This window comes from Leifsonia sp. RCC_180 (assembly GCF_058138205.1).
In genome coordinates this window covers 3,105,486-3,128,438 of the sequence record NZ_CP200340.1, presented here as the reverse complement: position 1 = coordinate 3,128,438, position 22,953 = coordinate 3,105,486, and the positions used below count along the sequence as shown (strand labels likewise).

The following is a 22,953-nucleotide window of genomic DNA, read 5'->3' as shown; positions in this document are numbered from 1 at the left end:
CGGGGTCGGCTGTCGACCGGCCACGGAATCGAGCGTGCCCAGGCCTTCGTCAAGGAGATGACACCAGTGAACCAGCGACGCTACGGAAACCTCATGCAGGCCATCATCGACCAAGCGACAGCCTTCACCAAGAGCGGCGTGACGTCCCAGGCCGCGGCGACGGTCATCGCCGACGCGACCACCGTTCCGAAGCCGCGGACGCGCTACACCATCGGCCGAGACGCCGCGATGCTGACCCGTCTAGCCCGATTCCTCCCCGACACTGCGCTGGACCGCGTCAGCGCAGCAAACCTTCGACCGCACTACCCGAACGCCTGATCCGGGGTGACGAGTCATCAGCGCGGGAACAACGTCGCCAGCGGCTTGCTCCACACGCCCTCTCCGGTCAACGCCGCATAGGCGATGCGCTCGAGCGCCGTCGCGTGGGGGCGCAACGGAGCAGCCGCCACCCGCTCGGGCGTCGACCTGAACACGAACTTCGCGACGCTCAGCGCGCCATCCGGGTTCGAGGCGGTCGGTGGCACGTCGAAGCGCTCGATGAAGCGGCGCAGGTTGCTGGTCGGCGGAAGGTCACGGAGCCGGTCGTCGAACACCCAGCTCTCGCACACCAGAGGGGCGCCGTCGTGGAACCACTCGGCCGCCCGGGCGAACGCGTCGTCGACGGACTCCGGCGTAAGCGGGCCGGTCTCGGGAATGTGCACGTTGCGGCCGAACCGGCTGGGCACGACCTCGAATTGCAGGCGTCCCAGGGTGACGACCCGGCCCGTGAACACCGCCAGCAGCCAGTCGTCGTCGACCAGCTCGCCGTACAGCTCCAGCTTTCTGGGGATGTCGGCGAGCGAGGCCGCAGCGATAGGAGGAGGGAATCCCCGGGCGACGAGCGCAGCGACCGCCTCGTCGCTGACGTCGTCCATCGCCGCCGCGAGCTCGTGCCGGTCGACACCGCGCAGTGATCGCGGACGGCCCGACGCGAGCATGCTGCGCAACGAATCGCGCGGTTCTGCCGTAGCCCGGGAAGCGCTCATGACGTGGGCTGGCCGGCGGCGAAGTACTCCGCGAGGCCGGGATCGAGAGCGGGCACCGGCAGTGCGCTGCCGTCGCCCCGGAGGGAGAAGGTGGCGACCACACCCGTCGCGACGGCGTTCCGGGCGGCGACCGGGGATGTCTGCGCTTCGGCGCCGCTGCGTACGAACTCCAGAAACTCCGCGATCATGAGGGAATCCGCCCCGCCATGGCCGCCGATCCCCTCGGACACCACGAACGTCTCGTCGGCCGGCGCCGCGCTCCCGTGCCTGCGATTCCAGAGCCCGACCTGCGACCCGGCATCGTCTCCGAAGTTCTCGATGCGCCCTTCGGTGCCGATGACGGTGTAGTTGCGCCAATAATCCGGGGTGAAGTGGCATTGCTGGTACGACGCCAGAACCCCGTTGTCGAGCACCATGTTGACCTGCGAAATGTCCTCGACGTCCATCACCGGGTTGAGACCTTCGAGTGCGGTGGGTGGCCAGTTGTCGAGGCTGAACCAGTCCTGCATGCGCTCCCCCGCCCGGTCCCGCCGGTCGCCGATAGCTCCGTAGACACTCAGGGAACCGATCGCCTGCACCCGGCTCGAATAGCCGCCGGCGAGCCAGTGGATGACGTCCAGGTCGTGCGCTCCCTTCTGCAGCAGCAGCCCCACCGACTTGGACCGATCGGCGTGCCAGTCCTTGAAGTAGTAGTCCCCGCCGTTACCGACGAAGTGGCGGCACCAGACCGCCTTGACCTCGCCGATGCGGCCCTCCCGGATCAACTCGCGCATCAGCGTGATCACCGGCATGTGCCGCATGTTGTGGCCGACATACAGCCGCGAGCCGGTGCGATGGGCAGCTTCCAGAATGCGGTCGCAGTCGTCGATCGAGATCGCGAGCGGCTTCTCGCAGAATGCCGCCACGCCGGCTTCGAGCGCCGGGATGACGACGGCCGCGTGCTGGTCGTCCGGCGTCAGGACCATGACGGCATCGAGGTCGAGAGCGAGCAGGTCGTCGAGGCTGTCGGTCACCGTAGCGTCCGGAAATGCCTCGCGGAATTCGACGCGCGACCGCTCGCTCAGGTCGCAGAGGGCGACGACGATCGATCCCGCGCCCGGGCGGTGCGCCTCCCGCGCCACGCTGCCGCGGTTGCCGTATCCGACGACGCCGATCCTGAGGTCCATCGAGTCTCCTTCCGATCCCGTGTTCATCGGCCAGGCAGCGCCCGGAGCGCATCCGTCGCCAGCGGGGCCCCCGATACTTTCGCGGCGTAGAGTGCGGCCCCCACGTCCGGCTCGTAGCGGGGTGCGCGCAGGTCGTACCCGGCGTGGAGGGTGTCCAGCTCGGCGGTGAACGCGGCGAGCACCAGGTCGGAACGAAAGACGCCGCCCGAGTACGAGACGGCGACCTCGTCGCCCGATTCGTAGCCGAGTTGCCGGCGGGTGGCGTCGACCAGGCCGGCCAACTCCGCGCCGGCTGCGGCGAGGATGTCCGCGGCGACGCCGTCCCCCGCGGTCGCCGCCTCGGCGACGGTGCTGGACAGCGCCGCGATCCGGGTGCGCTCCTTCTGCCAGTCGGTGAGCACGAGCCCGATCAGATCGAGGTCGTCCGCGATTCCGGTGTGCTCCTTGATCAGCTCGTAGAGCGGGCCGCGTGGAAGCCGGCCGTCGCTCATCCTGGTGAAGGCGTTGAGGCCGTGCGAGGCGATCCAGTAGCCGGATCCCTCATCCCCGAAGAGCTCGCCCCAGCCGCCGACGCGGACACCCGACCCCTCCCGCTCGCCGTAGGTCATCGAACCGGTACCACCGACGACGTTTATTCCGTCGGTCGCGCCCAGGGAGCCCGCCCAGCCGCAGACCATGTCGTTGACGCAGAGGTACCGGTCCTGGCCGAGTGCGGCCAGAGGGACCGCGTCCAGCGTGTCCCGGTCGGTACTGACTTCGCCGTAGCCGGGTAGGCCGACCACAGTGAACGCAATCGCACCGGCCGGTATCCCGGCCTGCCGGCAGATATCGTCCACACCGTTGGCGAGCGTCCGGGTCACGCCCTCGACGCCGAGACGGTAGTAGTCGCTGCTCGGCTGCCGGGACCGTGCCAGCACGGAGCCCTCTGCATCGATGAGGACGAACGCCGTCTTGGTGCCCCCGCCGTCGATGCCCAGGAAGGGGCTCACGCGACCCCGCTCGCGGCTCCGTCGAGGGGGTGCAGCCGCACGCCCTTCACCACGCGGTTGACGTTGCCACTCGGGAACGGATTGTCCGGTGTCGTTCCGACACGCAGGGCGAACGAGAGTCCGAGGATCTGCGCGACGACGACATACACACTGGCGAGGAACGAATCGTTCAGTTCGTGCAAGCCTTCGAACGCGACCAACTGGCCGGTCGCCGTGGTGACGCCGTCGGGTGCGACCGCGATGACGCGGGACGGATCGAGTGCGCTCCTCAGCTCTGCGAGAATGTCGAGGTCGTACCGGCGCGTGTACGCGTCGGACGAGATGAAGACGACGACGAGGGTGCGTTCGTCCAATACGGACTTCGGGCCGTGCCGGAAGCCGAGGGCCGAGTCGTAGTAGCTCACGACCTGGCCGGCCGTGAGCTCCAGGAGTTTGAGGGCGGATTCACGAGCGAGTGCGGTGAGCGGCCCGCTGCCCAGGTAGACGACGCGCTCGTACCGGTCATCGGCGAGATCACTGATCGCATCCCAGCCGACGTCGACGATGCCGGCCGCAGCCGCGACGAGAGGCGCGACCTCGCTGGAGCCTCCGCCTCCCAGGACCAGGAGCACCGAAAGCAGCATCGAGGTGAAGCTCGACGTCATCGCGAAGCCCTGGTCGTTGGCGGCGGCAGGCATCAGCAGCACGTAGGACTTCTTGCGGCCCTGATGCTCCTGATTGAGCCGACCCGCCGGGTCGCAGGTCACGATCAGGTGGCTCACGTCGCTGAGGGACTCGTCGGCGAGCCGTGTCGCTGCGACGCTCTCCGGACTGTTGCCGGAACGCGCGAATGAGATCAACAGGGTCGGGACGTCTTCAGCGAGGAATTCGCGGGGGTTGGAGACGAGGTCGGTCGTGGCGATCGCCTCGATGCGTCGTGACAGCAGGCGCGACAGCTCAGGCGCGGCGACTCCGCCGACGAACGCGGACGTTCCGGCGCCCGTGAGCACGATTCGCAGGTCGGAGCGGTCGAGGAGCGGGGCGAGGAAGGTGTCCACCTGGGCACGTTCGGCCTCGACGTTCGCCGCAGCCTCACGCCACACTTCGGGTTGTTGGCTGATCTCGCCGATGGTGAACTGAGCGCCAGTGATCTCGGGTCGTACGGTGGTCGGGCGTGTTTCAGACAAGGAGTTCCCTCTGGTTTCGTGCGGTGGTTGGACGTGTGGCGGCGGCGTACGGACGCAGGGCGTCCCGGATCTTGTCGGTCACGAGTGAACGCGGCTCGGGGTCGAGTTCTCCGGCGCGGACGCGGACGTACTGGTCCGGCAGGAACTGTGCGATCAGTGGAAGCGGCAGTGTCCTGCCGGAGAGGTTGGCGTAGAGCACCGCTTCGGCGGACTCGATCGCGGGGTCGGGCCAGTAGTAGCGCAGCCGGTCGCTATAGCTGTAGCGGCGAGCGATGCGCTGCTCGTCCTCGTCGCCTTCGTAGTAGTTCTGCCAGTACCCGGGTTCTGCCAGCATGCGCTCCTCGATCACTCCGACGAGGTTGGAACGCCCAGCGGCCGGCACCAGTTCGTCTTCAATGGCAGCCAACGCGAACAGCGCCTCGCGCATGGCGAAGGTGAGGCCCGGTCCGACCTTCAGGATGGCCCAGTGGTCTTCGACCAGTTCGGTCAGTCGCGACTCCAGCTGGTAGTCGGTGGAATGCGCCTCGAAGACCATCCCCGGTTCGTCATCGAGCACGGCACGCAGTTCATGGGTGCGGTCGCGCTGGTAGTCGATGACCTGGAGGTGGTCGAACTCGACGCCGGGCTGCACGACCAGTGCGATGATCCGGGGCCACGCGCCCAGCACCCCGGCATCCGCAAAGGCCTCGCGGTGTCGTTCCAGTGTGCGCCGAGCCGCCTCGGGCGACGTGGGGATCAATTCCGCCAGCGTCTCGTGCGCGCCGCCGGGCACCGGTACCTCTGTGCCGATCACATACAGCTGGCGGCCCTCGATCCCGAGGCTCCGGGCTGTCTGTTCGGCGACACGGAGAAGCCGGGCGCTCCGTTCCGCGACGAGATCGTCTCCGAGCGGCACCGGATCCCCGCCGCACGACATGCTGCAGTCGAGGTGGATCTTCGTGTATCCCGCCTCGACGTACGCGGCGACGAGGGCGTCGGCGTTGGCGAGAGCTTCCGCAGCCGGTTGCCCCTGCCAGCGGTTGGGTCCGAGGTGATCGCCGCCGAGAACGATGCGGTCGCGAGGAAAGCCATGCTGGTCCGCGATCGAGAACACGAGTTCCCGGAAGTCGGCCGGGCGCATCCCGGTGTAGCCGCCGAACTGGTCCACCTGGTTCGACGTGGCCTCGATGAGGACGAGGCTCGAATCGGCCGCAGCCTGGGCGAAAGCCGCTTCGAGGACGACCGGATGCGCGGAGCACACCGAGTAGACCCCGACCGGTTCCCCGGCCTTGTGCCGCCGGATGGTCTCCCAGAAATGGTCGGTCATGCTGCTCCTTCAGAGTGTCGCGGATCGGTCACCGACGGGTCGGAGGCGAGGAAGGCCCTGATGCGGCCGGTGAAAGCGACGTTGAGGGCATTGGTCGTGGCGAGGCTCATGAGGCGAAGCGATCGTAGTGCGACGGGTCCGCCGCCACGGCGTCGTCGAGGATGCCGCGAGCGGTCTGCGCGTCCGGCACGAGAGGGTCGAGGGCGAGCGCCTGCAGGGCGAGTTCGCGTGCACCGCTGACGGCTGCCTGGACGGTGAGCTCCTGTTGCTGGGCTCGCGCCGTCAGCACGGCGGCAACCGCATCGGGGAGGCGGCCGACGGAGACTCCGTGGATGCCATGGGCGCCGACGACGGCAGGGACCTCGACGACGGCCTCCGGCGGCAGGTTCGTGATCACACCGGCGTTCGGCAGGTTGACGGCGAGTTCGACGTGTTCCTTCCCCGTCTGCAGCGCTTCGGCGATGGCCACCAGGCGTTCGGCCTCCTGGTTCCGGGCCGGTGCGAGGGGCTCGGTTCCTTCGGCTTGGGCGCGGAGCGAGTCCCATAGGCGGCCCTTCTCGTCGATGTACTCGCGCGTCATGTCCTGGCCGCCCTGAAGACCCCAGCCGAGGCCGCCATCGTCGCCGAGGGCGAGGTAGCCGGAGAAGAACTCGGATACATGGCGGTCGCCCGGAGCGGGGTACAGGCCGAAGGTCCGCATCAGATCCGCCGACACGGCAGAATGCACGCCTTCGCTGCGGGAGGTCCGAGCGTCCCGACCGCCGGCTCGCTCGCGCACCAACTCGCGCAGGCGCGGGTACAGATCCTGCGGCCCGGATCGGATGTCGAGGAGCCAGCAGAGATGGTTGAGCCCGGCGAACAGCGTGCTCACCGACGCCGGGTCGACGCCGAGGTCGCCGGCGAGCGCTGCCTTGGTGTGCATCGTGCCGTGGCAGAGACCGACCGCATTCACCGGCGTGTGCTTGGTAACGGCCCGGACGTTCGCCGTGAGCGGGTTGCTGTAGTTGATCAGCTGAGCGCTCGGCGCCACATCGGCGATGTCCGTCGCGATCGCCAGCAGTTCCGGGATGTGACGAAGCGCCCGCAGTGTGCCCCCTGGCCCGACGCTGTCGCCGACGGTCTGGTGGATGCCGTAGGCCTGCGGGATGTCCAGATCGGCCCTCCAGCCGGCCGCCGACCCCACCGCGATGGTGGTGGCTACGAAACGGGCGTCGCGCAGCGCTTCCCGCCGATCCGCGACCGCTTCGACGGTCATGGTGGAGCCGGCCGCTTCGGCGATCCTGCGGCCCAGACGAGCCATCGTCTCGGCCGCTTCCGGGACCACATCGACCAGGCGCACGGCGACGCCGTCGAACGTGCGCGACCGGGCGAGGTCGTTCAGCAGACCCGGGGTGAACACGGTGCTTCCGGCGCCGATGAGAACGAACGCCTCATGCGCCACGGCGCGCTCCTTGTTCACTTGACGCTCCCCGTGAGGAGTCCGCTGACGATGTACCTGTTGAGCAACACCGCGATCACGGCGGGGACAGCGACGGCGATCACGCCGGCGGCGCTCATCAGCGAGTACGGCACGGTGTGCCGGCCCTGGAGCGCCGCAATGACCACCGTAAGCGGCTGTGTCGACAGGTCGCTGGAGAGCACGAGCGGGAAGAGGAACTGCGCCCACGCCGAGAGGAACGTGATGATGGCCACCGAGACGATGCCCGGTCGGGCGAGCGGCAGCACCACATGCCAGAGCACGCGCATCCTGCTCGCGCCGTCGACCTGACCGGCCTCTTCGAGCGCGATCGGCAGGCTGCTCATGTAGTTGTACATGATCCAGGTCGCCAGCGGCAGGAAGCCGGAGATGTACACCAGCACGATGCCCGTGTAGGTGTTGACCAGTCCCAGCCCCGACATCATCTGGTAGAGCGGGATCAGGGTGGCGTACGCGGGGAACGCCATCGTCGCCAGCACCGCATAGAACAGCACGTCGCGGCCCCGGAACTTCATGCGGGCGAACGCGTAGGCCGCCAGCGTCGCGAGCACGACGGTCACGATGGTCGCCGCGGTGCACTCGATGAAGATGTTGAGCATCGACCGCCGGACCGAGTCGGCCAGGTCGCCGCTCCCGCCGAGGAGCGTGATGTAGTTCGTCAGGGACGGCGTGGGTGGCAGGTAGTTCGCAGGCTTTGCGCTGATCTGCGCATCCGTCTGCAGGCTCGTGTTGAGCACCCAGTACAGCGGCGTCAGCGTCCAGATCAGGATGAAGGCCACGCCGATCGGGCGCGCTATGGAACGTCTTTTCATCAGAACTCCACGGGGCGGTAGACGAGCCTCACGACGCCCAGCGACACGATGAGCGTGGCGAGCGTGATCAACAGGGACAGCGCATAGCCCTGACCGAAGTCGAGGTTCTGGAAGCTGATGAAGTAGGTCTGCATCGTCACCGACGAGCCGGTCGCGGCCGCGCCGTTCAACACGAAGGGCTGGTCGAACACATTCAGTGTCGCGATCACGGCCTGCACCATGGCGATGGCGATGCCCGGCCGCGCGAGCGGCAGCGTAATGCGGCGGAACATGTTGAACCCGGTGGCGCCGTCCAAAGAGGCGGCCTCGTAGAGCTCGCCCGGGATGTTCTGCAGCGAGGCCAGCACCAGCAACGCCGACAGCGGCGTGATCTGCCAGACCTGCACGAGTTCGATCGCCAGGATGGTCACGAACTGGTTCTGGCCGAGGAAGACCTGGTAATGGTCGATCAGGTGCAGCGACGACAGCACGCTGTTGAGCAGACCGTTGTTGCTGTCCCAGATGCCCGACCAGACGATGCCCTCCACGACGCCCGGGAGCGCCCACGGCAGAATCAGGATCGCGACGAGGACCGAGCGGCCGCGGAACGGCTTCTGCAGGGTCACCGCGAACAGAATGCCCAGCGCGGTCGAGAGCAGGACGCCGATGATGACATACAGCGCCGTGTTGCCCATGCTCGCGACGACGGCGGGGTCGTTGAACAGCGCGACGAAGTTGTCGATCCCATTGAAGTGGTCGGGCGGATTCAGCGGCTGGATCTTGAAGAACGCCTCGACGAGCGTGATACCGGCCGGGACCAGGGCCAGGCCGATGATGAAGATCGCGAGCGGTGCGACCAGGCCGTAGGGCAGGAAGTCGAGGCGGCGAACGAGCCGCGAGCGCGATCGGCCGGGGCCCGCCGCCGGCCGGGGCGGACCCGGTCGGCGGGGGGACTGGACGTCGACGCTCAAGAGCCGTTCGCCAGCTTGGTGGCCTGCGCAGCGATGGCCTTGATCGCCGCGTCGACGCTGATGGTGCCGACGGCGGCGGAGTGCAGGTTCGTGCTGACCGACCGCGAGAACTCCGGGTACCAGGACGGCGCACCCGATGCGAAGACCGGCTTGGACTTCGACAGCAGCTCACTGAGCTCGGCACCCTGGGCCAGCTTGCCGTTCTCCGTGAGGATCTTCATGGCCGACAGCCGCGACGGCGTCGGGTAGTTCGGCATCACCTTGTCGGGACCGTTTGCCCCGGCGAAGTCAGCCTGGTTCTCGCTGGCGGTGATCCACTCGATGAACTTGGCCGCGGCGGCTGGGTACTTGGCCTGCTTGGGGATGCCGATGCCGTCCGGGTTACCGAGATTGCTCGTGGTCCCGTCGACGCCCGGGGTCGGGATGTAAGCGGTCTTGCCGACGACGTCGGATGAGGCGGGCACGTCGTACAGGCTGCCCACGTTGCCCGAGTAGTCGGAGAACGTCGAGGAGACGACCCCCTTGGCCATCAGGTTCTGCATGCCCTGGGAGTCGGTGACGTTGATGTTGCCGGCCGGGACGAGTCCGTCCTTCAGCGAGTCGACCATCCACTTGGCGGCCTTGTAGCCGCCGGAGTCGGGGCTTGCGAACTGCGGCTTGCCCTTCGAGTCGAGCACCGTGCCGCCGAACGCCTCCGTCGCCTCGTACCAGTAGGTCGACAGACCCTCAGCCGCCGCGAACGGAATGTTGAGCGGAGTGGCGGAGACGCCCTTGGCCTTGATCTGCTTGAGGTCGTCTGTGTACTCGCTCATCGTGGTCGGCATCGTGGTGATGCCCGCCTGCGCGAACTGGTCCTTGTTGACCGTCGTCACCATGTAGGAGGAGTCGAAGGGGATGCCGATCACCTTTCCGCCGGACACGAACGAGCTGAGCTGCGGCATGTCCGACTTCAGCTTCTTGGTGTCGATGTAGTTGTCGATCGGATAGAACCAGTCCAGCCTGCTGAGCTGTCCGACGCGCGACCAGTCGACGTCGGTGACGTCGGCGAAGTACGTCTTCGAGGTCGCGGCTGCCGCGATCTTGGTCTGCAGGTTGTCCCAGTCGATGCTCGTCCACTTGACGGTGATGCCCGTGCTCTTGGTGAACGCGTCGAGGGCCGCCTTCGGTGGCGCGGGGTTCATCCATGCGACCGTGATGGTCACGCCCTTGGTCTGGGTCGATCCTCCGGCGGAACCGCCGCCGGTGCATCCGGTCAACGTGAGTCCGAGGGCGACGGCACCGGCGATGACGGCGTTTCGGGTATGGCGTCTGAGCTTGAGCGTCATTCTGCTCCTCCTTGGGCATAGGGAGCGTGTCAGCAACGATGCTGAGCGACACGCGATGCGAGCAACGATGACATGCGGTGCGCGCGGATTCAACAATTACCGAGGGAAAAGCGCGCATTTCGGCAAAATGGACATTTTTGCCGCTACGAATTGATCGCCCGCGCACTTTGGCTGCTCATTCGCTATAGTTCGACTGTGCAGCGCAAAGAACGTCTCCATCACATCGTTTCCGCCATCGTGGACAATCTCTCGATGGAGGTGCCCGAGCTCGCCGCACAGTTCGACGTCTCGGAGGCAACGATCCGGCGTGACCTCGAGTTGCTCGAAGAGCAACAGCTGGTGAGCCGCACGCGCGGAGGCGCTACGACCCACGTCGCGTTCAACGACCTCCCGCTCGGGTTCAAGACCTCGCAGGATCTGGACGAGAAGCGGCGCATCGCGCACAGCGCGCTCGCCTTCCTCGAAGGAGCCCGGGTCGTCGGCATGACCGGCGGGACGACCACGAACGAGTTCGCCAGGCAGCTGCTCACGCGCCGCGGCCTGACGGTCGTCACGAACGCGCTCAATATTGCGACAAGTCTGGTGACCAGTCCGGGCCTCCGGGTGTTCGCCGCCGGAGGCGAGGTCCGCAGCAGCAGCCAGGAGGTGGTCGGCCCGAGCGCCGAGGCGTTCCTGTCCGAGTACAACATCGACGTCTCGTTCCTCGGGGTGGACGGCGTGGACACCGAGGCGGGCTGCACGAACTACGACCCGATCGGCGCCCGGGTGAACGGGGTCATGCGCGCGCGCTCTCGCATGACGATCGTGCTGGCGGACGCCACCAAGATCGGCCGGGTCGCGCTCGCGAGCGTCTGCTCGATGGACGAAGTGGACGTGCTGATCACCGACTCCCGTGCGCCGCAGTCCGCGGTGGATGCCATCCAGCGCCGAGGGTGCCGCGTAATCTGCGCCTAACCTTATCGCTGCGATAACGCGCAGAAAACTGCAGGTTTTGTGCACATTGTTTGTGCGAATAGCGCAGTCGTGCAATATTGGCCGAATGGTCAAAGTAGCCTTCATCGGCGCCGGGAGCGTCGAGTTCACCCGCAACGTCGTCACCGATCTCTGCAGCTTCAGCGAGTTGCAGGGCGAGTTCGAACTGTCCCTCCACGACATCGACGCCGAACGCCTCGGCTACGCCGACGCGCTGGCGAAGCGGATCAGCGCCCAGCTGGGAGCGGATGCCCGCGTCACGTCGAGCCTCGATCGCCGGACGGCCGTGGCAGACGCCGACTACGTGGTCAACGAGATCCAGGTGGGCGGCTACGCCGCGACCCGCAAGGACTTCGACATCCCGGCGCGCTACGGCGTCCGCCAGACCATCGGCGACACGATCGGAATCGGCGGCATCTTCCGCGGACTCCGGACCATCCCGGTCCTCACCGGGATCGGTCAGGACCTCGCCGAGGTGGCCCCGGACGCCTACCTCCTCAATTACAGCAACCCGATGGCGATGCTCCCGTGGGCGGTCTCGGCCGGAACACCCTTCTCGCGTGTCGTCGGCCTCTGCCATTCCGTGCGCGACACCCACCACCTCCTCGCGGAGCTGGTCGGTGTGGCGGAGGACGAGATCACGTTCGAGACCGCCGGCTTCAACCATCAGGCGTTCGTCCTGCGGTTCGAGCGGGACGGCGAGGATCTGTACCCGCGGCTGCGCGAAGCGATCGACGGCGACCCCGAGCTTCAGCGTCGCGTGCGCGTGGAGCTCTTCCGCCGGTTCGGATACTTCCCCACCGAGTCCAGCGAGCACAGCGCCGAGTACGTGCCCTGGCTCATGCACAGCGACGCCGCCATCGAGCGCTTCCGCATCCCCGTCGGCGAGTACCTCACCCGCTCCGAGCGGAACATCGAGGAGTTCGACGAGACCCTCGCCACCCTGCAGGCGGAGGGCGAACTGGATCTCCAGCCGACCTCCGAGATGGCCTCCGAGTTCATCCGCGCCCACGTCACCGGCAAGCCGGCGAGCCTGTACGTCAACGTGCAGAACGACGGACTCATCGAGAACCTCCCCGCAGAGTGCTGCATCGAGGTTCCCGGCGTCGTGGACAAGGATGGTCTGCACCCGCAGGCCGTCGGCGCCCTGCCCCCGCAGCTCGCCGCGCTGAACCGCACGTTCCTCAACGTCGTCGAGCTGACCGTCAAGGCCGTCCTCGAGGGCGACCGCGAGCACGTCTACCACGCTGCGCTGCTCGACCCGAACACCGCTGCTACTCTCGGCATCGACGACATCCGGAGCATGTGCGACGAGCTGCTACAGGCGCACGGTGACCTCATCCCCGAGGCCCTCCGCCTTCCCTGACGGAGCAGAGTGAGAATAGGCATCCTCGGCACGGGGCCGATGACCACCGCACTCGGTGCCCGTCTCGCGCGAGCCGGGCACGAGGTCGTCATCGGCTCCCGTGAACCGGCACGCGCTCGGTCGCTGAGCGCGGACATCGGTGCCGCGGGCGCTGGGGACTACCGCTTCGCGGCGCGGGCCGACGTGGTGATCGTCGCACTGCGCGACACAGAAGTTCTGCAGATCGTTGAGTCCCTCGACGACATCCTCTCCGGCATCGTGGTGATCGATCTCAACAACCCGCTCGATCCTCCGTGGTTCGAGAGCCGGTACGCCGGAGCGGAGTCGCTCGCCGAACGGCTGGCGGGCGTCGCTCCGGGGGCCAGAGTCGTGAAGGCGTTCAACACGGTCTATGCCGAGTGGCTCGCCGACGGCGCTGAGGCGCGCTTCCCTGCAGTGCAGGTATTCCTGGCCTCGGACGACGAGGGCGCGAAAGACGCCGTCGCAGCACTCGTCCGGCAGATCGGCGCGGAGCCTGTCGATGTCGGACCGCTCCGGACCGCACGGCAATTGGAGACCCTGGCCGGATTCGAGGTCGCGCTGGTCGACCGCGGCTACGCGCCGTACGTCGGTCTCCGGCTGGTCGCCGGGCTCGATGCATCCCCGACGACCGGGGCCACATCATGACGTTCGTCGGCGTCGACGGCGGCGATGAGACTCGATTTCCGAGTGAGGGCGAGTGTGGGCGAATCGTGCCGGAAACGCCAGGTCGCTAAGTGCTACTCCTTCGGCGGCGTGGGCTCGCCGAGCGACAGCATGAGCCGGTTCGCCCAATTGAAGAACGCGGCGCCATTGATGGCGTCGATGATCGCGACGTTGTCGAGGCCGGTCTCCCGGAGCGCCCGGATATGGTCCGAACCGAAGTCGTTCGGGATCACGGTGAGGGCGACGGACGCGTCGATCACGGCGCGCCACTGCGGGTCGTCCTGCTCCGCGGCGGTGCCCTCATCGAGCAGGCGCTGCACGTCGTCGCGGCGCTTGGAGTGGTGACTGGCGAACCGGGAGTGCACCGAGGCGCAGAAGATGCAGCCGTTGGTGCGCGAGGCGCTGGCCGCGGAGAGTTCGCGGAGAGCGCGCGTCAGCCCGCCCTTCTCGTTGTAGAAGATGTCGTTGTCGGTGCGTGTGCGGGCGCCGAGGATCTCGGGGTCGCGGACCAGCAGCCTGAAGTATGGGCTGTTCGCGCGTCCCTTGTCGACGAGCCCGTCGTAGTGCCGCTCGGTGAGGTCCTCCAGCGGCAACGGCTCGAGCCATGCCTCCCAGCCGAGTTCGGCCTGCGTGAAGGCGTTGGGCGCCTCGAACGTGTGCCGCACGACGTGCTCGGCGGCTACCTCTTCACTGACGATCTGCTCGCTCATGCGAGTTCTCCTTTCAACACGGTGAGACCGGCGACCACACGGAGTTGGAAGCTGAGGAAGGCGACGAGTTGCGACAGCGTGACGATGCCGGTGGTGGTCCATCCGGCGTCGAGCAGACGCTGCAGCGCGTCGGCGGAGGAGTCCCGCGGCCGGTAGACCAACAGATGCGTGTGGGCGAGCGCCGCGGCGAGACGCGCGCCCAGGGCGGCGGTCAGTGCGGCGCTTGGCTCCCAGACCAAGCCGGCGACGTTCTCGACCGTCAGCGGTCCATCGGGGTAGTCGCCATACGGGCCGGAGGTCACTGCGCCCGGCAGGGCTGCGTCGAGCGCGGCGAGCGTGGCGCTGTCCTCGGCGGCGAGCAGGCCGCCGTAGAACCGCGCGGTAGGCGACTGGGAGAGCGCGACCGTCCAGTAGCCGAGGGCGAGTCGCTCGAGCCGTGTGACGTTCTCGGGCTCGGTCGCGTCGTCCGGCGCTCCGAACAGCGCCTCGAAGCTCGCCTGCGCGTTCGCTCGGGCGTTCGGCCGCTGGTCACGCAGCGCGTCGAGGGGGTCGCCGGGGGCGATTCCGACGAGCCGGTCGATGACATCCGTCACGGTAGTTCCTTTCGATCTGTCGAGCCGTTCAGGCCTGGTCGGGCGACCAGCCGAGGAGTTCGGGTGCGATGCGCGTCGCGATCAGTTCGAGCGAGCGCAGCACGGCCTCGTGCGGCGGATCGATCGGATGCGGCTGAAAGGCCACGTCGGTCGCCCGCGCGAGGATCGCGTCCGTCCGAAGTGTGGCGAGCACCTGCTCGGGCGTGCCGACGTGGATGTCGAGCCAGGCCAGCAGCTCGGCATCGCTCACATCGCTGGGCAGCTCGACGCCCTGCGACGAGAGGAGTGCACGGCTGCGGTCGATGCCGCGACGGATCCACTCCTGCGCTTCGGCCTCCGTGTCGACGACGAGCGCCGAGCGCGAGGCGAGGATTCGAGGCCGCACGCCAGCAGGCAATGCTGCCAGGTAGGCGTCGACGATGGGGCCCTGCAGCTCGGGCGACGTAGAGCCTCCCCAGACCTGCCGAGGCTGAGTGCGCGAGAGCATGAGACCGTTGCCGCGGCGTCCGATCCGTTCCGCACCGGCGACCGAGAATGTCGCCTCCCAGATGGCGTCGAGCACGTCGGGGGCCGATGGGTAAAGGGCCCCGCCGTCGGTGGTCAGCTCGTCGCCGCGCAGCGCGCGCACCAGCGTCTCGCGGTGGCGGTCGTAGACGGCGGCGCGGTCGGCGGACTCGTGGCCGAAGGGCGGGAAGGACGAGGGGGTGCCGCCGGATCCGATCCCCAGTTCGAGCCGGCCACCAGAGAGCAGTTGCAGCACCGCCGCGTCCTCGGCCACCCGGAGCGGCGCTTCGAGCGGCAGTGTCACGATGCCGGTTCCCAGGTGGATGCGCGACGTGCGCGCCGCCGCCTGGGCGAGCAGCACGAACGGTGACGGCAGGCCGCCCTCGTCCTGGTGGAAGTGGTGCTGGGCGACCCATACGCCGTCCAAGCCGAGCTCTTCGGCGCGCACGAATTGGTCGAGCGCGTTCCGGTAGCGCTGCAACGGTGTGCCGTCATCGAGCAGCCGAGTGAAGAATCCCAGCCGCGTGCGTCCTGCCGTCTCGTTGGTCACTCGTGGGCTGCCTTTCCGAGGTACGCCTCTTGGATCTGGGGGTCGTCGAGCAGCTCCCGCGCCGTGCCCTGCAGCACGATCGCGCCCGTCGCCAGTACGTAGCCTCGCGAGGCGATGGAGAGCGCCAGCTCGGCCTGCTGCTCGACGAACAGCACGGCGACGCCGAGGTCGCGGTTGATGCGCACGATCTCGTCGAGTACCTGGTCGACCAGTTTCGGCGAGAGCCCCATGGTGGGTTCATCCATGCAGATGAGGTTCGGCCGGCTCATCAGGGCGCGGGCGAAGGCGAGCATCTGCTGCTCGCCGCCGGACAGGGTGCCGGCCTGCTGCTTGCGGCGCTCCCCCAGGCGCGGGAAGTGCGTGCGCATCCGCTCGAGGTCTTCGGCCACCCCGGCTTTGTCGCGCCGGGTGTACGCGCCGGCGATGAGGTTCTCGTCGACCGTCATCTCGGGGAACACGCGGCGTGCCTCGGGTACCGAGGCGATGCCCGCCTTGACCCGTCGCCGCGTCGACGCGTTGGTGATGTCCTCGCCGGCGAACCGGACGGTGCCTGACTTCGGTCGGACGAGCCCAAGGATGGTCTTCATCGTCGTGGATTTGCCGCTGGCGTTGCCGCCGAGCAGCGAGACGATCTCGCCTTCGCCCACCGTCAGGCTGTTTCCGCGCAGCGCGTGGAACGGGCCGTAGTAGACGTTCACGTCGTCCAGTGCGAGCAGCTCGGTCATACCAGGTCCACCCCTCCGAGGCCGCGGCGGCGCCCGAGGTACGCCTCGATCACGGCCGGGTCGGTGCGCACGGCGTCCGGCGCCCCTTCAGCGATGATGCGACCGCCGTCCATGACGATGATCCGGTCCGACACCCGCATCACGAGGTCGAGCTTGTGCTCGACCAGCAGGATGGACTGGCCGGCCGCCTTGAGCTCCAGCAGCTGCTCCAGTACCTCGGCGGTCTCGGACGGGTTCATCCCGGCCGTGGGCTCGTCGAGCACCAGCAGCTTCGGCTCGAGCGCCAGCGCCCGCGCGATCTCTGTGCGGCGCCGGTTGGCGTAGCTGAGCGAGTATGCGGGGTCGTCGCGGCGCGGGCCCAGCCGGGCCTCGAAGCGGTCGATCTCCGCCTCGACGGCCGCCTGGATGCGCTTCTGCTCCCGTCTCGACGCGGGCGTGCCGAAGATGGCGATGAAGAGTTCGGCCAGTAGCGGGATCCACCGCAGCAGGAACACATTCGACAGGGACCGGAACGGCCGGTTGGCCTGGAGCGTGGAGTGAAGCCCCACTTCGATGTTGTCCGCGACCGACAGGGTCGCGAACACCCGCCCGTTCTGGAACGTGCGCGCAATGCCGTGCTCCGCGATGCGTGCGCTGTCGGCGCGGTCGATGCGTTCGCCCTCGAGGGTGATCGACCCTCCGTTCGGCCGGAGCGCTCCCGTCACCAGGTTGAGCGTGGTGGTCTTGCCCGAACCGTTCGGCCCGATGATCGACACTACCTCGCCGCGCGCCACGGCGAACGAGATGCCGTCGACGGCCGCCAGTCCCTCGAAGTGCCGCTCCAGATTCTCGACGTTCAACAGTGTCTCTGTCATGAGTTCCTCACCAGGATCCCGCCCGGGCGGAACCTCACCACCAGGATGAGCACCAGTCCGTAGACGATGATCCGCAGCTCGGGCGTGAAGCGCAGCAGTTCCATCGCGCCGATGAGGATGATCGAGCCGACCACCGCGCCGTACGGGAGACTGATCCCTCCCATGATCACGATGGTGACCACCAGGAGCGACATCAGCATCGTGAAGATGGTCGGGTCGATGTACGTGTACTGGTGCGCCAGCAGCGAGCCGCCGATCCCTGCGAAGAATCCCGAGACGGCGAAGGCGAGCGCCTTGTAGTTGCGCCCGCGCACGCCGGAGGCCATAGCGGCCACCTCGTCGGACCCCACCGATGAGATCACTTTGCCCAGGTGCGAACCGCGGATGCGCCACATCACGAGCAGTGTCACCACCAGCACGCCGAAGTCGATCAGGTAGTAGGCCTGCGGCGAGTTGAGCGGGGTGCCGAACCAGTCGGGCACGGGAATGTTGTACAGACCTTGAGGCAGCACCAGCTGGATGACTGCGACGATCGCGATCCCGAGCCCCAGGGTGGCGATCGAGATGTAATGCCCCTTCACCCCCCAGATCGGCGAAGCGAGGATGGAGGCGACGACAGCCGCCACGATGCCCGCGATCGGCAGCGCGACCCAGAACGACACGTGCACGTACAGCGTGAGCAGCGCCGACGCGTACGCGCCGATCGCGATGGGGCCGGCCTGCCCGAGGGCCAGCACGCCCGCCTGACCCGCCGTAACCGTGAAGCCGGCTCCGATGATCGCGTAGATCAGCACCTGCGTGCCGGTGGTCAGGACGTAGTCGTCGGCGACCAGCGGTATCACTACACCCGCGAGCACGAACGCGGCCGGCCACACCCAGCGCGGGATGCGGAGCGGGCGCCCCTTGCCGAGGAACGTGCCCGTCAGCGGTTCCGTCGAGATCAGCGGGACCTTGCCCAGCAGCCCTCCCGGCCGAACGATCAGCACCACGATCAGGATGACGAAGACGATGATCTCGCGCGCCGTGTCGCCGAAGAAGTGGATGCCGAAGGCCTCCAGGATGCCGAGGACGAAACCGCCGATCACCGCACCGGCGAGCGACCCCAGGCCACCCAGCGTCGCCGCGACGAACGCGGTGAGGCCGACGTCGAGCCCCGAGTTCGGATTCGCCACCCCGACGTACAGGGCGATGAAGACACCAGCCAGGCCGCCGAGCGCGGACGCAATCACGAACGAGATGTGCTGCACCTGGCCGACCGGAATGCCCATCTGGAGCGCGGCCTCCTGATCCTGCGCGGTGGCGCGGATGGCGCGGCCGACCTTGCCGTACTTGAGGAACAGCGACATCACCACCATGACGACAGCGGTGGTCCCCAGCATCACCAGGTCGGAGGTGCCGAACCGCATGTTGCCGATATGCAGGTTCGAGGTCGGCAGCACGTCCGGGAACACCCGGAACTGGGCGGTGAACGCGATCTGCGACGTGTTGTCGAGGATCTGCGCCACCGCGTAGGTGGAGAGCATGGCCGCCAGCGGTAGGAACTTGGCCAGCGGGCGGACCACCGTGATGTTGATGATCAGGCCGAGCAGGCCGCAGATGGCGAGCACCGCGAGCAGCGCCAGCCAGAATGGCAGGCCGATCTTGACGATGAAGAACCAGGAGAGCATCGCGCCGAGCCCGAAGAACGAGAACTGAGCGAAGTTGACGACGTTCATGACGCCGAAGACCAGAGAGATGCCGACTGCTCCGAGGGCGTAGACGTTCCCTCGGAGCAGGCCGGCGATCAGAGTATCGAGCATGATGTCAGTGCAAGCGGCCGATCAGCCCTTGTACGCGACCCACTTCCCGTCCTTCAGAATGCTCGGGGTGAGCTGCGGCGAGGCAACGCGACGGGTGGACTCGTCGAAGGTGATCTTGCCGTAGACGACGCTCGGCACATCCTTGACCTTCTTGAAGCCGGCGAGGATGCCCGCGCGGTCGGTGCCGCCGATCTTCGCGGCCTCGACCGCGACGTTCAGCGCGTCGTACGCGCCCGCCTCGAAGCCGGTGACATCGCTCTCCTGCGGGTACTTCTTCTTGAACGCCTTCACGAAGGCCTGCACCTCGGGAGCCGGGTTGGACTGCAGGAACTCGGCGCCGTTGATCGCGCCCTCCGCATCCTTCGTGCCGTCGAACGACTGCTCGTCCTGGCCGCCGTAGAAGGTCTTGTCGTAGCCGATCGCGCGCAGCTGCGTGACGATCTTCGCCGCGTCGGGGCCGTAGCCGATGTGGACGAAGGCGTCCGGCTTGCCCGCGACGGCCTTGGTCAGCGACGGCCGGTAGTCGTCGCTCGTGTCGAGCACGCCCTCGGCGTCGGTGATCTTGAGGCCGACCTTCTTGGCCTCGGCCTTGAAGGCGTCGAACGCCGGGATGCCCCAGTCCGCCGTGTTGAGGTACGTCACGCCGACGGAGTCGATGCCCTGCTTCTTGATGTAGTCGGCGGTCCAGGTGTACGTCGCGCTCGTGGTGATGGACGTCGACCACTGGTACTGGGTGCCCTTGGCCGTGAAGTCCGGATTCGAATTGTTGAAGCCGTACTGCACCAGTTTGCCCGCCGTATAGATCGGGGAGGCCGGGATGGACGCGGCCGACGAGTAGTCGCCGAAGACCAGGCTGACGCTGTCGTCGCCGACGAACTTCTGCGCAACCGCGACGGACTGCTTGGGGTCGGACTGCGAATCCTCGTACTTCAGCGCCACCGGGTGGCCGTCGATGCCGCCCTTGGCGTTCACCTGCTCGACCGCCAGGTCGAACGCCTCCTTGAACTGCTCGCCATACTGCGCGTACTGGCCGGTTGTCGCCGCCGAGACGCCGAAGTAGACGGTGCTCTTGCCGGACGAACTGTCGGACGACGCCGCGGAACCGCCGGCGCACGCCGAGAGGCCGACGACGGTGAGCGCCGCAACCGAGGCGACGGCTGTGCTCCGGAGAAATCTGTTCATGGTGTGTCCTTCACATCAGGCTGGACGGATCGGGGGAACTGGTGCACGCCAGACGTTAGAACCCGGTTGCGCGGGAGCGCAGCCCGCGCCGTCACAATCGGTAGCCATGTTTCATCCGCGTCACAAAGTTTGCGAACGGCGCGAGTTTGTGGATGGCTTCGCTACGGTTTTTGACGGTCCGACTCGCGTCAGCGAATGCGACGCGGCACGCTCTCTCCATGAGCTTCGGACCGGCACGCCCCTTGGAGCAGCTCTATGCCACCCGCTCGAGCATCAAGTGGCGCCGCTACCCCGCCGACGTGCTCCCCGTTTTCGTGGCGGAGATGGACTTCGACGTCGAGCCTTCGATCCTCGACCGCGTCGCCGAAACGCTGCGCCACTCGGACACCGGCTACCTCGACTCCGCCGGCCCCCTCGCTCCGGCGTTCGCGGCTTTCGCCCGCGAGGAGTGGGGCTGGGACGTCGACCCGGAGTGGGTGCACTTGGCCACCGACGTGACCGTCGGCGTTGTGGAGGCGCTACGACTGGCGATCCCCGCCGTGGGTGGGCACGTGGTGCTGACCCCGCCGGTCTATCCGCCGTTCTTCGAGATGGTGCACGAGGCCGATGCCGTCCCCGTCACCGTGCCCCTGCTCGAAGACGAGGGCTGGAGTCTCGACCTCCCCGGCATCGAAGCGGCGTTCGCGGCCGGCGCCGACGCGCTGCTGCTGTGCAACCCGCACAACCCGACCGGGCGATGTCACAGCCGCACGGTCTTGGAGGAGCTCGCTGCCCTCGCCGCCCGCTACGGCGTCTTCGTCGTCAGTGACGAAGTCCACGCCCCCCTCGCCCACCCGGGCACCGTCTTCACGCCGTTCGCGCCGATCGCGCGGGCGGCCGGCGCCCCTTCCGTCACGGTCACTTCCGCGAGCAAGGCCTGGAACCTTGCGGGCCTGAAGTGCGCAGTCATCATCGCCACCGACGATCGCTCGGCGGCGCTGCTGACCGAGTTGCCCGAGGAGCTTGCGGCCCGCACCAGCATCCTCGGCCTGCACGCCAACCTGGCCGCGCTGTCCTGCCGGCCCTGGCGAGACGAACTGGTCGAGTTGCTCGTGGCCAACGTCGCCCTGCTCGAGGCCGAGCTCGCCATGCACGCCCCCGCCGTCCGGCTGGTCAAGCCGGATGCGGGCTACCTGGCCTGGCTCGACTTCCGGGGCACGAACCTCGGCGACGATCCCGCGCGCGTGCTCATCGACGAAGGACGCGTCGCGCTCAACTCGGGGCTGCCGTTCGGCGAACCCGGCCGCGGCTTCGCCCGCATCAACCTGGCCTGCAATCCCGAAACCGTCGTCGAAGCGGTCCAACGAATCGCCGCCGGTCTGCGCTCAGCGAACCACAGGGTCAGCCCGCTGCCGCTCTGAGCCCGCGTTCGAGGTCATCGACGATGTCTCGCAGACTCTCGATCCCAATGGACAGACGGATCAGTCCGGGCGTGATCCCCGCCTCGAGCTGCTCGTCGGCGCTCAGCTTGGCGTGGATGGTGCTGCCCAGGTGGAGCGCCAGCGTTCGCACGTCGCCGATGTGCGTCATCGGCGAGATCAGCTCCAGGGCATCGATGAAGCGGCGCGCCGCCTCCCGCCCGCCCAGGTCGATCGACACGATCGATCCCGCCCCGTCGGGCAGGTAGCGGCGGGCGCGTTCGTAGTACGGGTTGGTGGGCAGTCCGGGATAGAACACCTGCGTCACTTCGGACCTTGCCTCCAGCCACTCGGCGACGGCCTGGGCGTTGGCGACGTGACGCTGCATGCGCAGTGACAGCGTCTCAATGCCGTGCAGCAGCAGGAACGTGCTGGTCGGCGGCACGGTCGGGCCGTATTCGAGCACGATCACCGAGCGCACGTAGGCCAGGTACGCGCCCCGCCCGAAGCGGTCGACGAACGAGGCGGCTCCCGGGCGCGGCGCCTGCGTGAGCTGCGGGAACCGAGCCGCCTGGGCACTCCAGCCGAACCGCCCGGCGTCGACGATCGCCCCGCCGATCACGGACGCGTGCCCGGAAAGCCACTTCGAGGTCGAGTGGATGACGACGTCGGCGCCGTCTTCGATCGGCCGCCACAGGTACGGAGTGGGTACCGTGTTGTCGACGACCAGCGGCACCCCCGCCGCGTGCGCCAGTCCGGCGATCCGGGCGATGTCGACCACCTGGCCCAGCGGGTTCGGCAGCGTCTCGGTGTACACCGCCTTCGTCTCCGGCCGGAACCGCGCCGCCCACTCCTCGTCGTCCGCCTCGTCGGGCACGTACTCGAACTCGATGCCCTGCCGCTGCAGCACGCCACGGAACATCTCCCGGGTGCCCTCGTACAGCGACCGGGTAGCGAGGATGTGGTCGCCTGCACCCGCCAGAGCACTCAGCGCCGTGGCGATCGCCGCCTGACCGCTGGCCACTACGATGCCGTCGACGCCGCCCTCCAGGTCGGCGATCCGCTGACCGGCGACCGCGTTCGTTGGGTTCTCGTTGCGCGAGTACGCCCGGTACCCGCTCCGCCCCGCGAACCGCTCCTCGCCGTCGTCGAAAGAATCGAAGACGTACGCGGCCGTCTGATAGATGGGCGTCACACGCGACTTGGTCTGGGAGTCGACCACCGCCCCCGCGTGGATCTGGCGGGTCTCGAAGTCGAGGGGACGTCGCGTCTCATCCGGCATGCCCGACACCCTAGTGAGAGCGACGACCCCGCGCCAAGCGGGGATGCGGGACGCGTCGGCGGGTCAGACTTCCCCCTATGCCAGCCGAGCTTTTCTGTCGCATCCTTGCCGACGCCGTA

Annotated in this window: 22 protein-coding genes; 5 read left to right on the top strand and 17 right to left on the bottom strand. The window is 67.8% G+C overall.

Going from position 1 to position 22,953, the window contains the following annotated elements; genetic code table 11:
- The first annotated feature begins 66 nt into the window (after positions 1 to 66).
- Entirely contained in the window at positions 67 to 318 is a 252-nt protein-coding gene (locus AB7E03_RS15495; protein WP_489942229.1) for a hypothetical protein, read from the top strand.
- A gap of 17 nt (positions 319 to 335) precedes the next feature.
- Here the strand turns inward: AB7E03_RS15495 and AB7E03_RS15490 are convergent, their stop codons facing one another.
- The 9 genes from AB7E03_RS15490 to AB7E03_RS15450 all read right to left on the bottom strand — a co-directional run bounded on the left by AB7E03_RS15490 (position 336) and on the right by AB7E03_RS15450 (position 10,216).
- Positions 336 to 977 (bottom strand): hypothetical protein, encoded by a 642-nt coding sequence (locus AB7E03_RS15490; protein WP_489942228.1) that lies wholly within the window; start codon positions 975 to 977, stop codon positions 336 to 338.
- Between the two features lie 44 nt (positions 978 to 1,021).
- A complete protein-coding gene (locus AB7E03_RS15485; protein ID WP_489942227.1) occupies positions 1,022 to 2,191 on the bottom strand; it encodes a Gfo/Idh/MocA family protein in 1,170 nt (389 codons plus the stop codon).
- Positions 2,192 to 2,214: 23 nt separating this feature from the next.
- Positions 2,215 to 3,180 carry a BadF/BadG/BcrA/BcrD ATPase family protein gene (locus tag AB7E03_RS15480; RefSeq protein ID WP_489942226.1) on the bottom strand — a complete coding sequence of 322 codons (966 nt, stop codon included), beginning with the start codon at positions 3,178 to 3,180 and terminating at the stop codon, positions 2,215 to 2,217.
- Entirely contained in the window at positions 3,177 to 4,346 is a 1,170-nt protein-coding gene (locus tag AB7E03_RS15475; protein ID WP_489942225.1) for an SIS domain-containing protein, read from the bottom strand. The genes AB7E03_RS15480 and AB7E03_RS15475 overlap by 4 nt, the downstream gene beginning before the upstream one ends.
- Positions 4,339 to 5,652 carry a D-tagatose-bisphosphate aldolase, class II, non-catalytic subunit gene (locus tag AB7E03_RS15470; protein WP_489942224.1) on the bottom strand — a complete coding sequence of 438 codons (1,314 nt, stop codon included), beginning with the start codon at positions 5,650 to 5,652 and terminating at the stop codon, positions 4,339 to 4,341. Before AB7E03_RS15470 ends, AB7E03_RS15475 begins: the two co-directional genes overlap by 8 nt.
- A gap of 106 nt (positions 5,653 to 5,758) precedes the next feature.
- Positions 5,759 to 7,111 carry a family 4 glycosyl hydrolase gene (locus tag AB7E03_RS15465; protein WP_489942223.1) on the bottom strand — a complete coding sequence of 451 codons (1,353 nt, stop codon included), beginning with the start codon at positions 7,109 to 7,111 and terminating at the stop codon, positions 5,759 to 5,761.
- Complete coding sequence (locus tag AB7E03_RS15460) at positions 7,108 to 7,941, bottom strand: carbohydrate ABC transporter permease (RefSeq protein WP_489942222.1); 834 nt, start codon at positions 7,939 to 7,941, stop codon at positions 7,108 to 7,110. The genes AB7E03_RS15465 and AB7E03_RS15460 overlap by 4 nt, the downstream gene beginning before the upstream one ends.
- The gene (locus AB7E03_RS15455) at positions 7,941 to 8,891 is read right to left on the bottom strand and encodes a carbohydrate ABC transporter permease (protein WP_489942221.1); all 951 of its coding nucleotides are present in this window, start codon (positions 8,889 to 8,891) and stop codon (positions 7,941 to 7,943) included. Before AB7E03_RS15455 ends, AB7E03_RS15460 begins: the two co-directional genes overlap by 1 nt.
- Positions 8,888 to 10,216 carry an ABC transporter substrate-binding protein gene (locus AB7E03_RS15450; protein WP_489942220.1) on the bottom strand — a complete coding sequence of 443 codons (1,329 nt, stop codon included), beginning with the start codon at positions 10,214 to 10,216 and terminating at the stop codon, positions 8,888 to 8,890. Before AB7E03_RS15450 ends, AB7E03_RS15455 begins: the two co-directional genes overlap by 4 nt.
- A gap of 195 nt (positions 10,217 to 10,411) precedes the next feature.
- Here AB7E03_RS15450 and AB7E03_RS15445 point away from each other — a divergent pair, with 195 nt between their 5' ends.
- The 3 genes from AB7E03_RS15445 (at position 10,412) to AB7E03_RS15435 (ending at position 13,220) form a co-directional block, all read left to right on the top strand.
- Positions 10,412 to 11,170, top strand: a complete 759-nt coding sequence (locus tag AB7E03_RS15445; protein WP_489942219.1) for a DeoR/GlpR family DNA-binding transcription regulator — start codon at positions 10,412 to 10,414, stop codon at positions 11,168 to 11,170.
- Between the two features lie 85 nt (positions 11,171 to 11,255).
- Complete coding sequence (melA, locus tag AB7E03_RS15440; RefSeq protein ID WP_489942218.1) at positions 11,256 to 12,554, top strand: alpha-galactosidase; 1,299 nt, start codon at positions 11,256 to 11,258, stop codon at positions 12,552 to 12,554.
- A gap of 9 nt (positions 12,555 to 12,563) precedes the next feature.
- Entirely contained in the window at positions 12,564 to 13,220 is a 657-nt protein-coding gene (locus tag AB7E03_RS15435; RefSeq protein ID WP_489942217.1) for an NADPH-dependent F420 reductase, read from the top strand.
- A 92-nt stretch (positions 13,221 to 13,312) separates the two neighbouring features.
- Here the strand turns inward: AB7E03_RS15435 and AB7E03_RS15430 are convergent, their stop codons facing one another.
- From AB7E03_RS15430 to AB7E03_RS15400, 7 genes are read right to left on the bottom strand one after another with little or no spacing between them, the layout of a single operon-like run.
- Positions 13,313 to 13,948: an alkylhydroperoxidase domain protein gene (locus AB7E03_RS15430; protein ID WP_489942216.1), complete on the bottom strand. Its 636-nt coding sequence runs from the start codon at positions 13,946 to 13,948 to the stop codon at positions 13,313 to 13,315.
- Entirely contained in the window at positions 13,945 to 14,541 is a 597-nt protein-coding gene (locus tag AB7E03_RS15425; protein ID WP_489942215.1) for a CMD domain protein, read from the bottom strand. The genes AB7E03_RS15430 and AB7E03_RS15425 overlap by 4 nt, the downstream gene beginning before the upstream one ends.
- Before the next feature lie 28 nt (positions 14,542 to 14,569).
- Positions 14,570 to 15,595 (bottom strand): putative FMN-dependent luciferase-like monooxygenase, encoded by a 1,026-nt coding sequence (locus AB7E03_RS15420; protein WP_489942214.1) that lies wholly within the window; start codon positions 15,593 to 15,595, stop codon positions 14,570 to 14,572.
- Positions 15,592 to 16,320, bottom strand: coding sequence for an ABC transporter ATP-binding protein (locus tag AB7E03_RS15415; protein WP_489942213.1), 729 nt, complete (start codon positions 16,318 to 16,320; stop codon positions 15,592 to 15,594). The genes AB7E03_RS15420 and AB7E03_RS15415 overlap by 4 nt, the downstream gene beginning before the upstream one ends.
- The gene (locus AB7E03_RS15410; RefSeq protein ID WP_489942212.1) at positions 16,317 to 17,174 is read right to left on the bottom strand and encodes an ABC transporter ATP-binding protein; all 858 of its coding nucleotides are present in this window, start codon (positions 17,172 to 17,174) and stop codon (positions 16,317 to 16,319) included. Before AB7E03_RS15410 ends, AB7E03_RS15415 begins: the two co-directional genes overlap by 4 nt.
- Positions 17,171 to 18,973 (bottom strand): ABC transporter permease, encoded by a 1,803-nt coding sequence (locus AB7E03_RS15405; RefSeq protein ID WP_489942211.1) that lies wholly within the window; start codon positions 18,971 to 18,973, stop codon positions 17,171 to 17,173. Before AB7E03_RS15405 ends, AB7E03_RS15410 begins: the two co-directional genes overlap by 4 nt.
- A 21-nt stretch (positions 18,974 to 18,994) precedes the next feature.
- Positions 18,995 to 20,155: an ABC transporter substrate-binding protein gene (locus AB7E03_RS15400; protein WP_489942210.1), complete on the bottom strand. Its 1,161-nt coding sequence runs from the start codon at positions 20,153 to 20,155 to the stop codon at positions 18,995 to 18,997.
- Between the two features lie 218 nt (positions 20,156 to 20,373).
- Between AB7E03_RS15400 and AB7E03_RS15395 the strand changes: the two genes are divergently transcribed.
- Positions 20,374 to 21,555, top strand: a complete 1,182-nt coding sequence (locus tag AB7E03_RS15395) for a MalY/PatB family protein (RefSeq protein WP_489942209.1) — start codon at positions 20,374 to 20,376, stop codon at positions 21,553 to 21,555.
- On the opposite strand, the gene AB7E03_RS15390 is transcribed toward AB7E03_RS15395, so the two are convergent.
- Entirely contained in the window at positions 21,536 to 22,834 is a 1,299-nt protein-coding gene (locus AB7E03_RS15390; RefSeq protein WP_489942208.1) for an O-acetylhomoserine aminocarboxypropyltransferase/cysteine synthase family protein, read from the bottom strand. The genes AB7E03_RS15395 and AB7E03_RS15390 overlap by 20 nt on opposite strands.
- Positions 22,835 to 22,953: the final 119 nt, after the last annotated feature.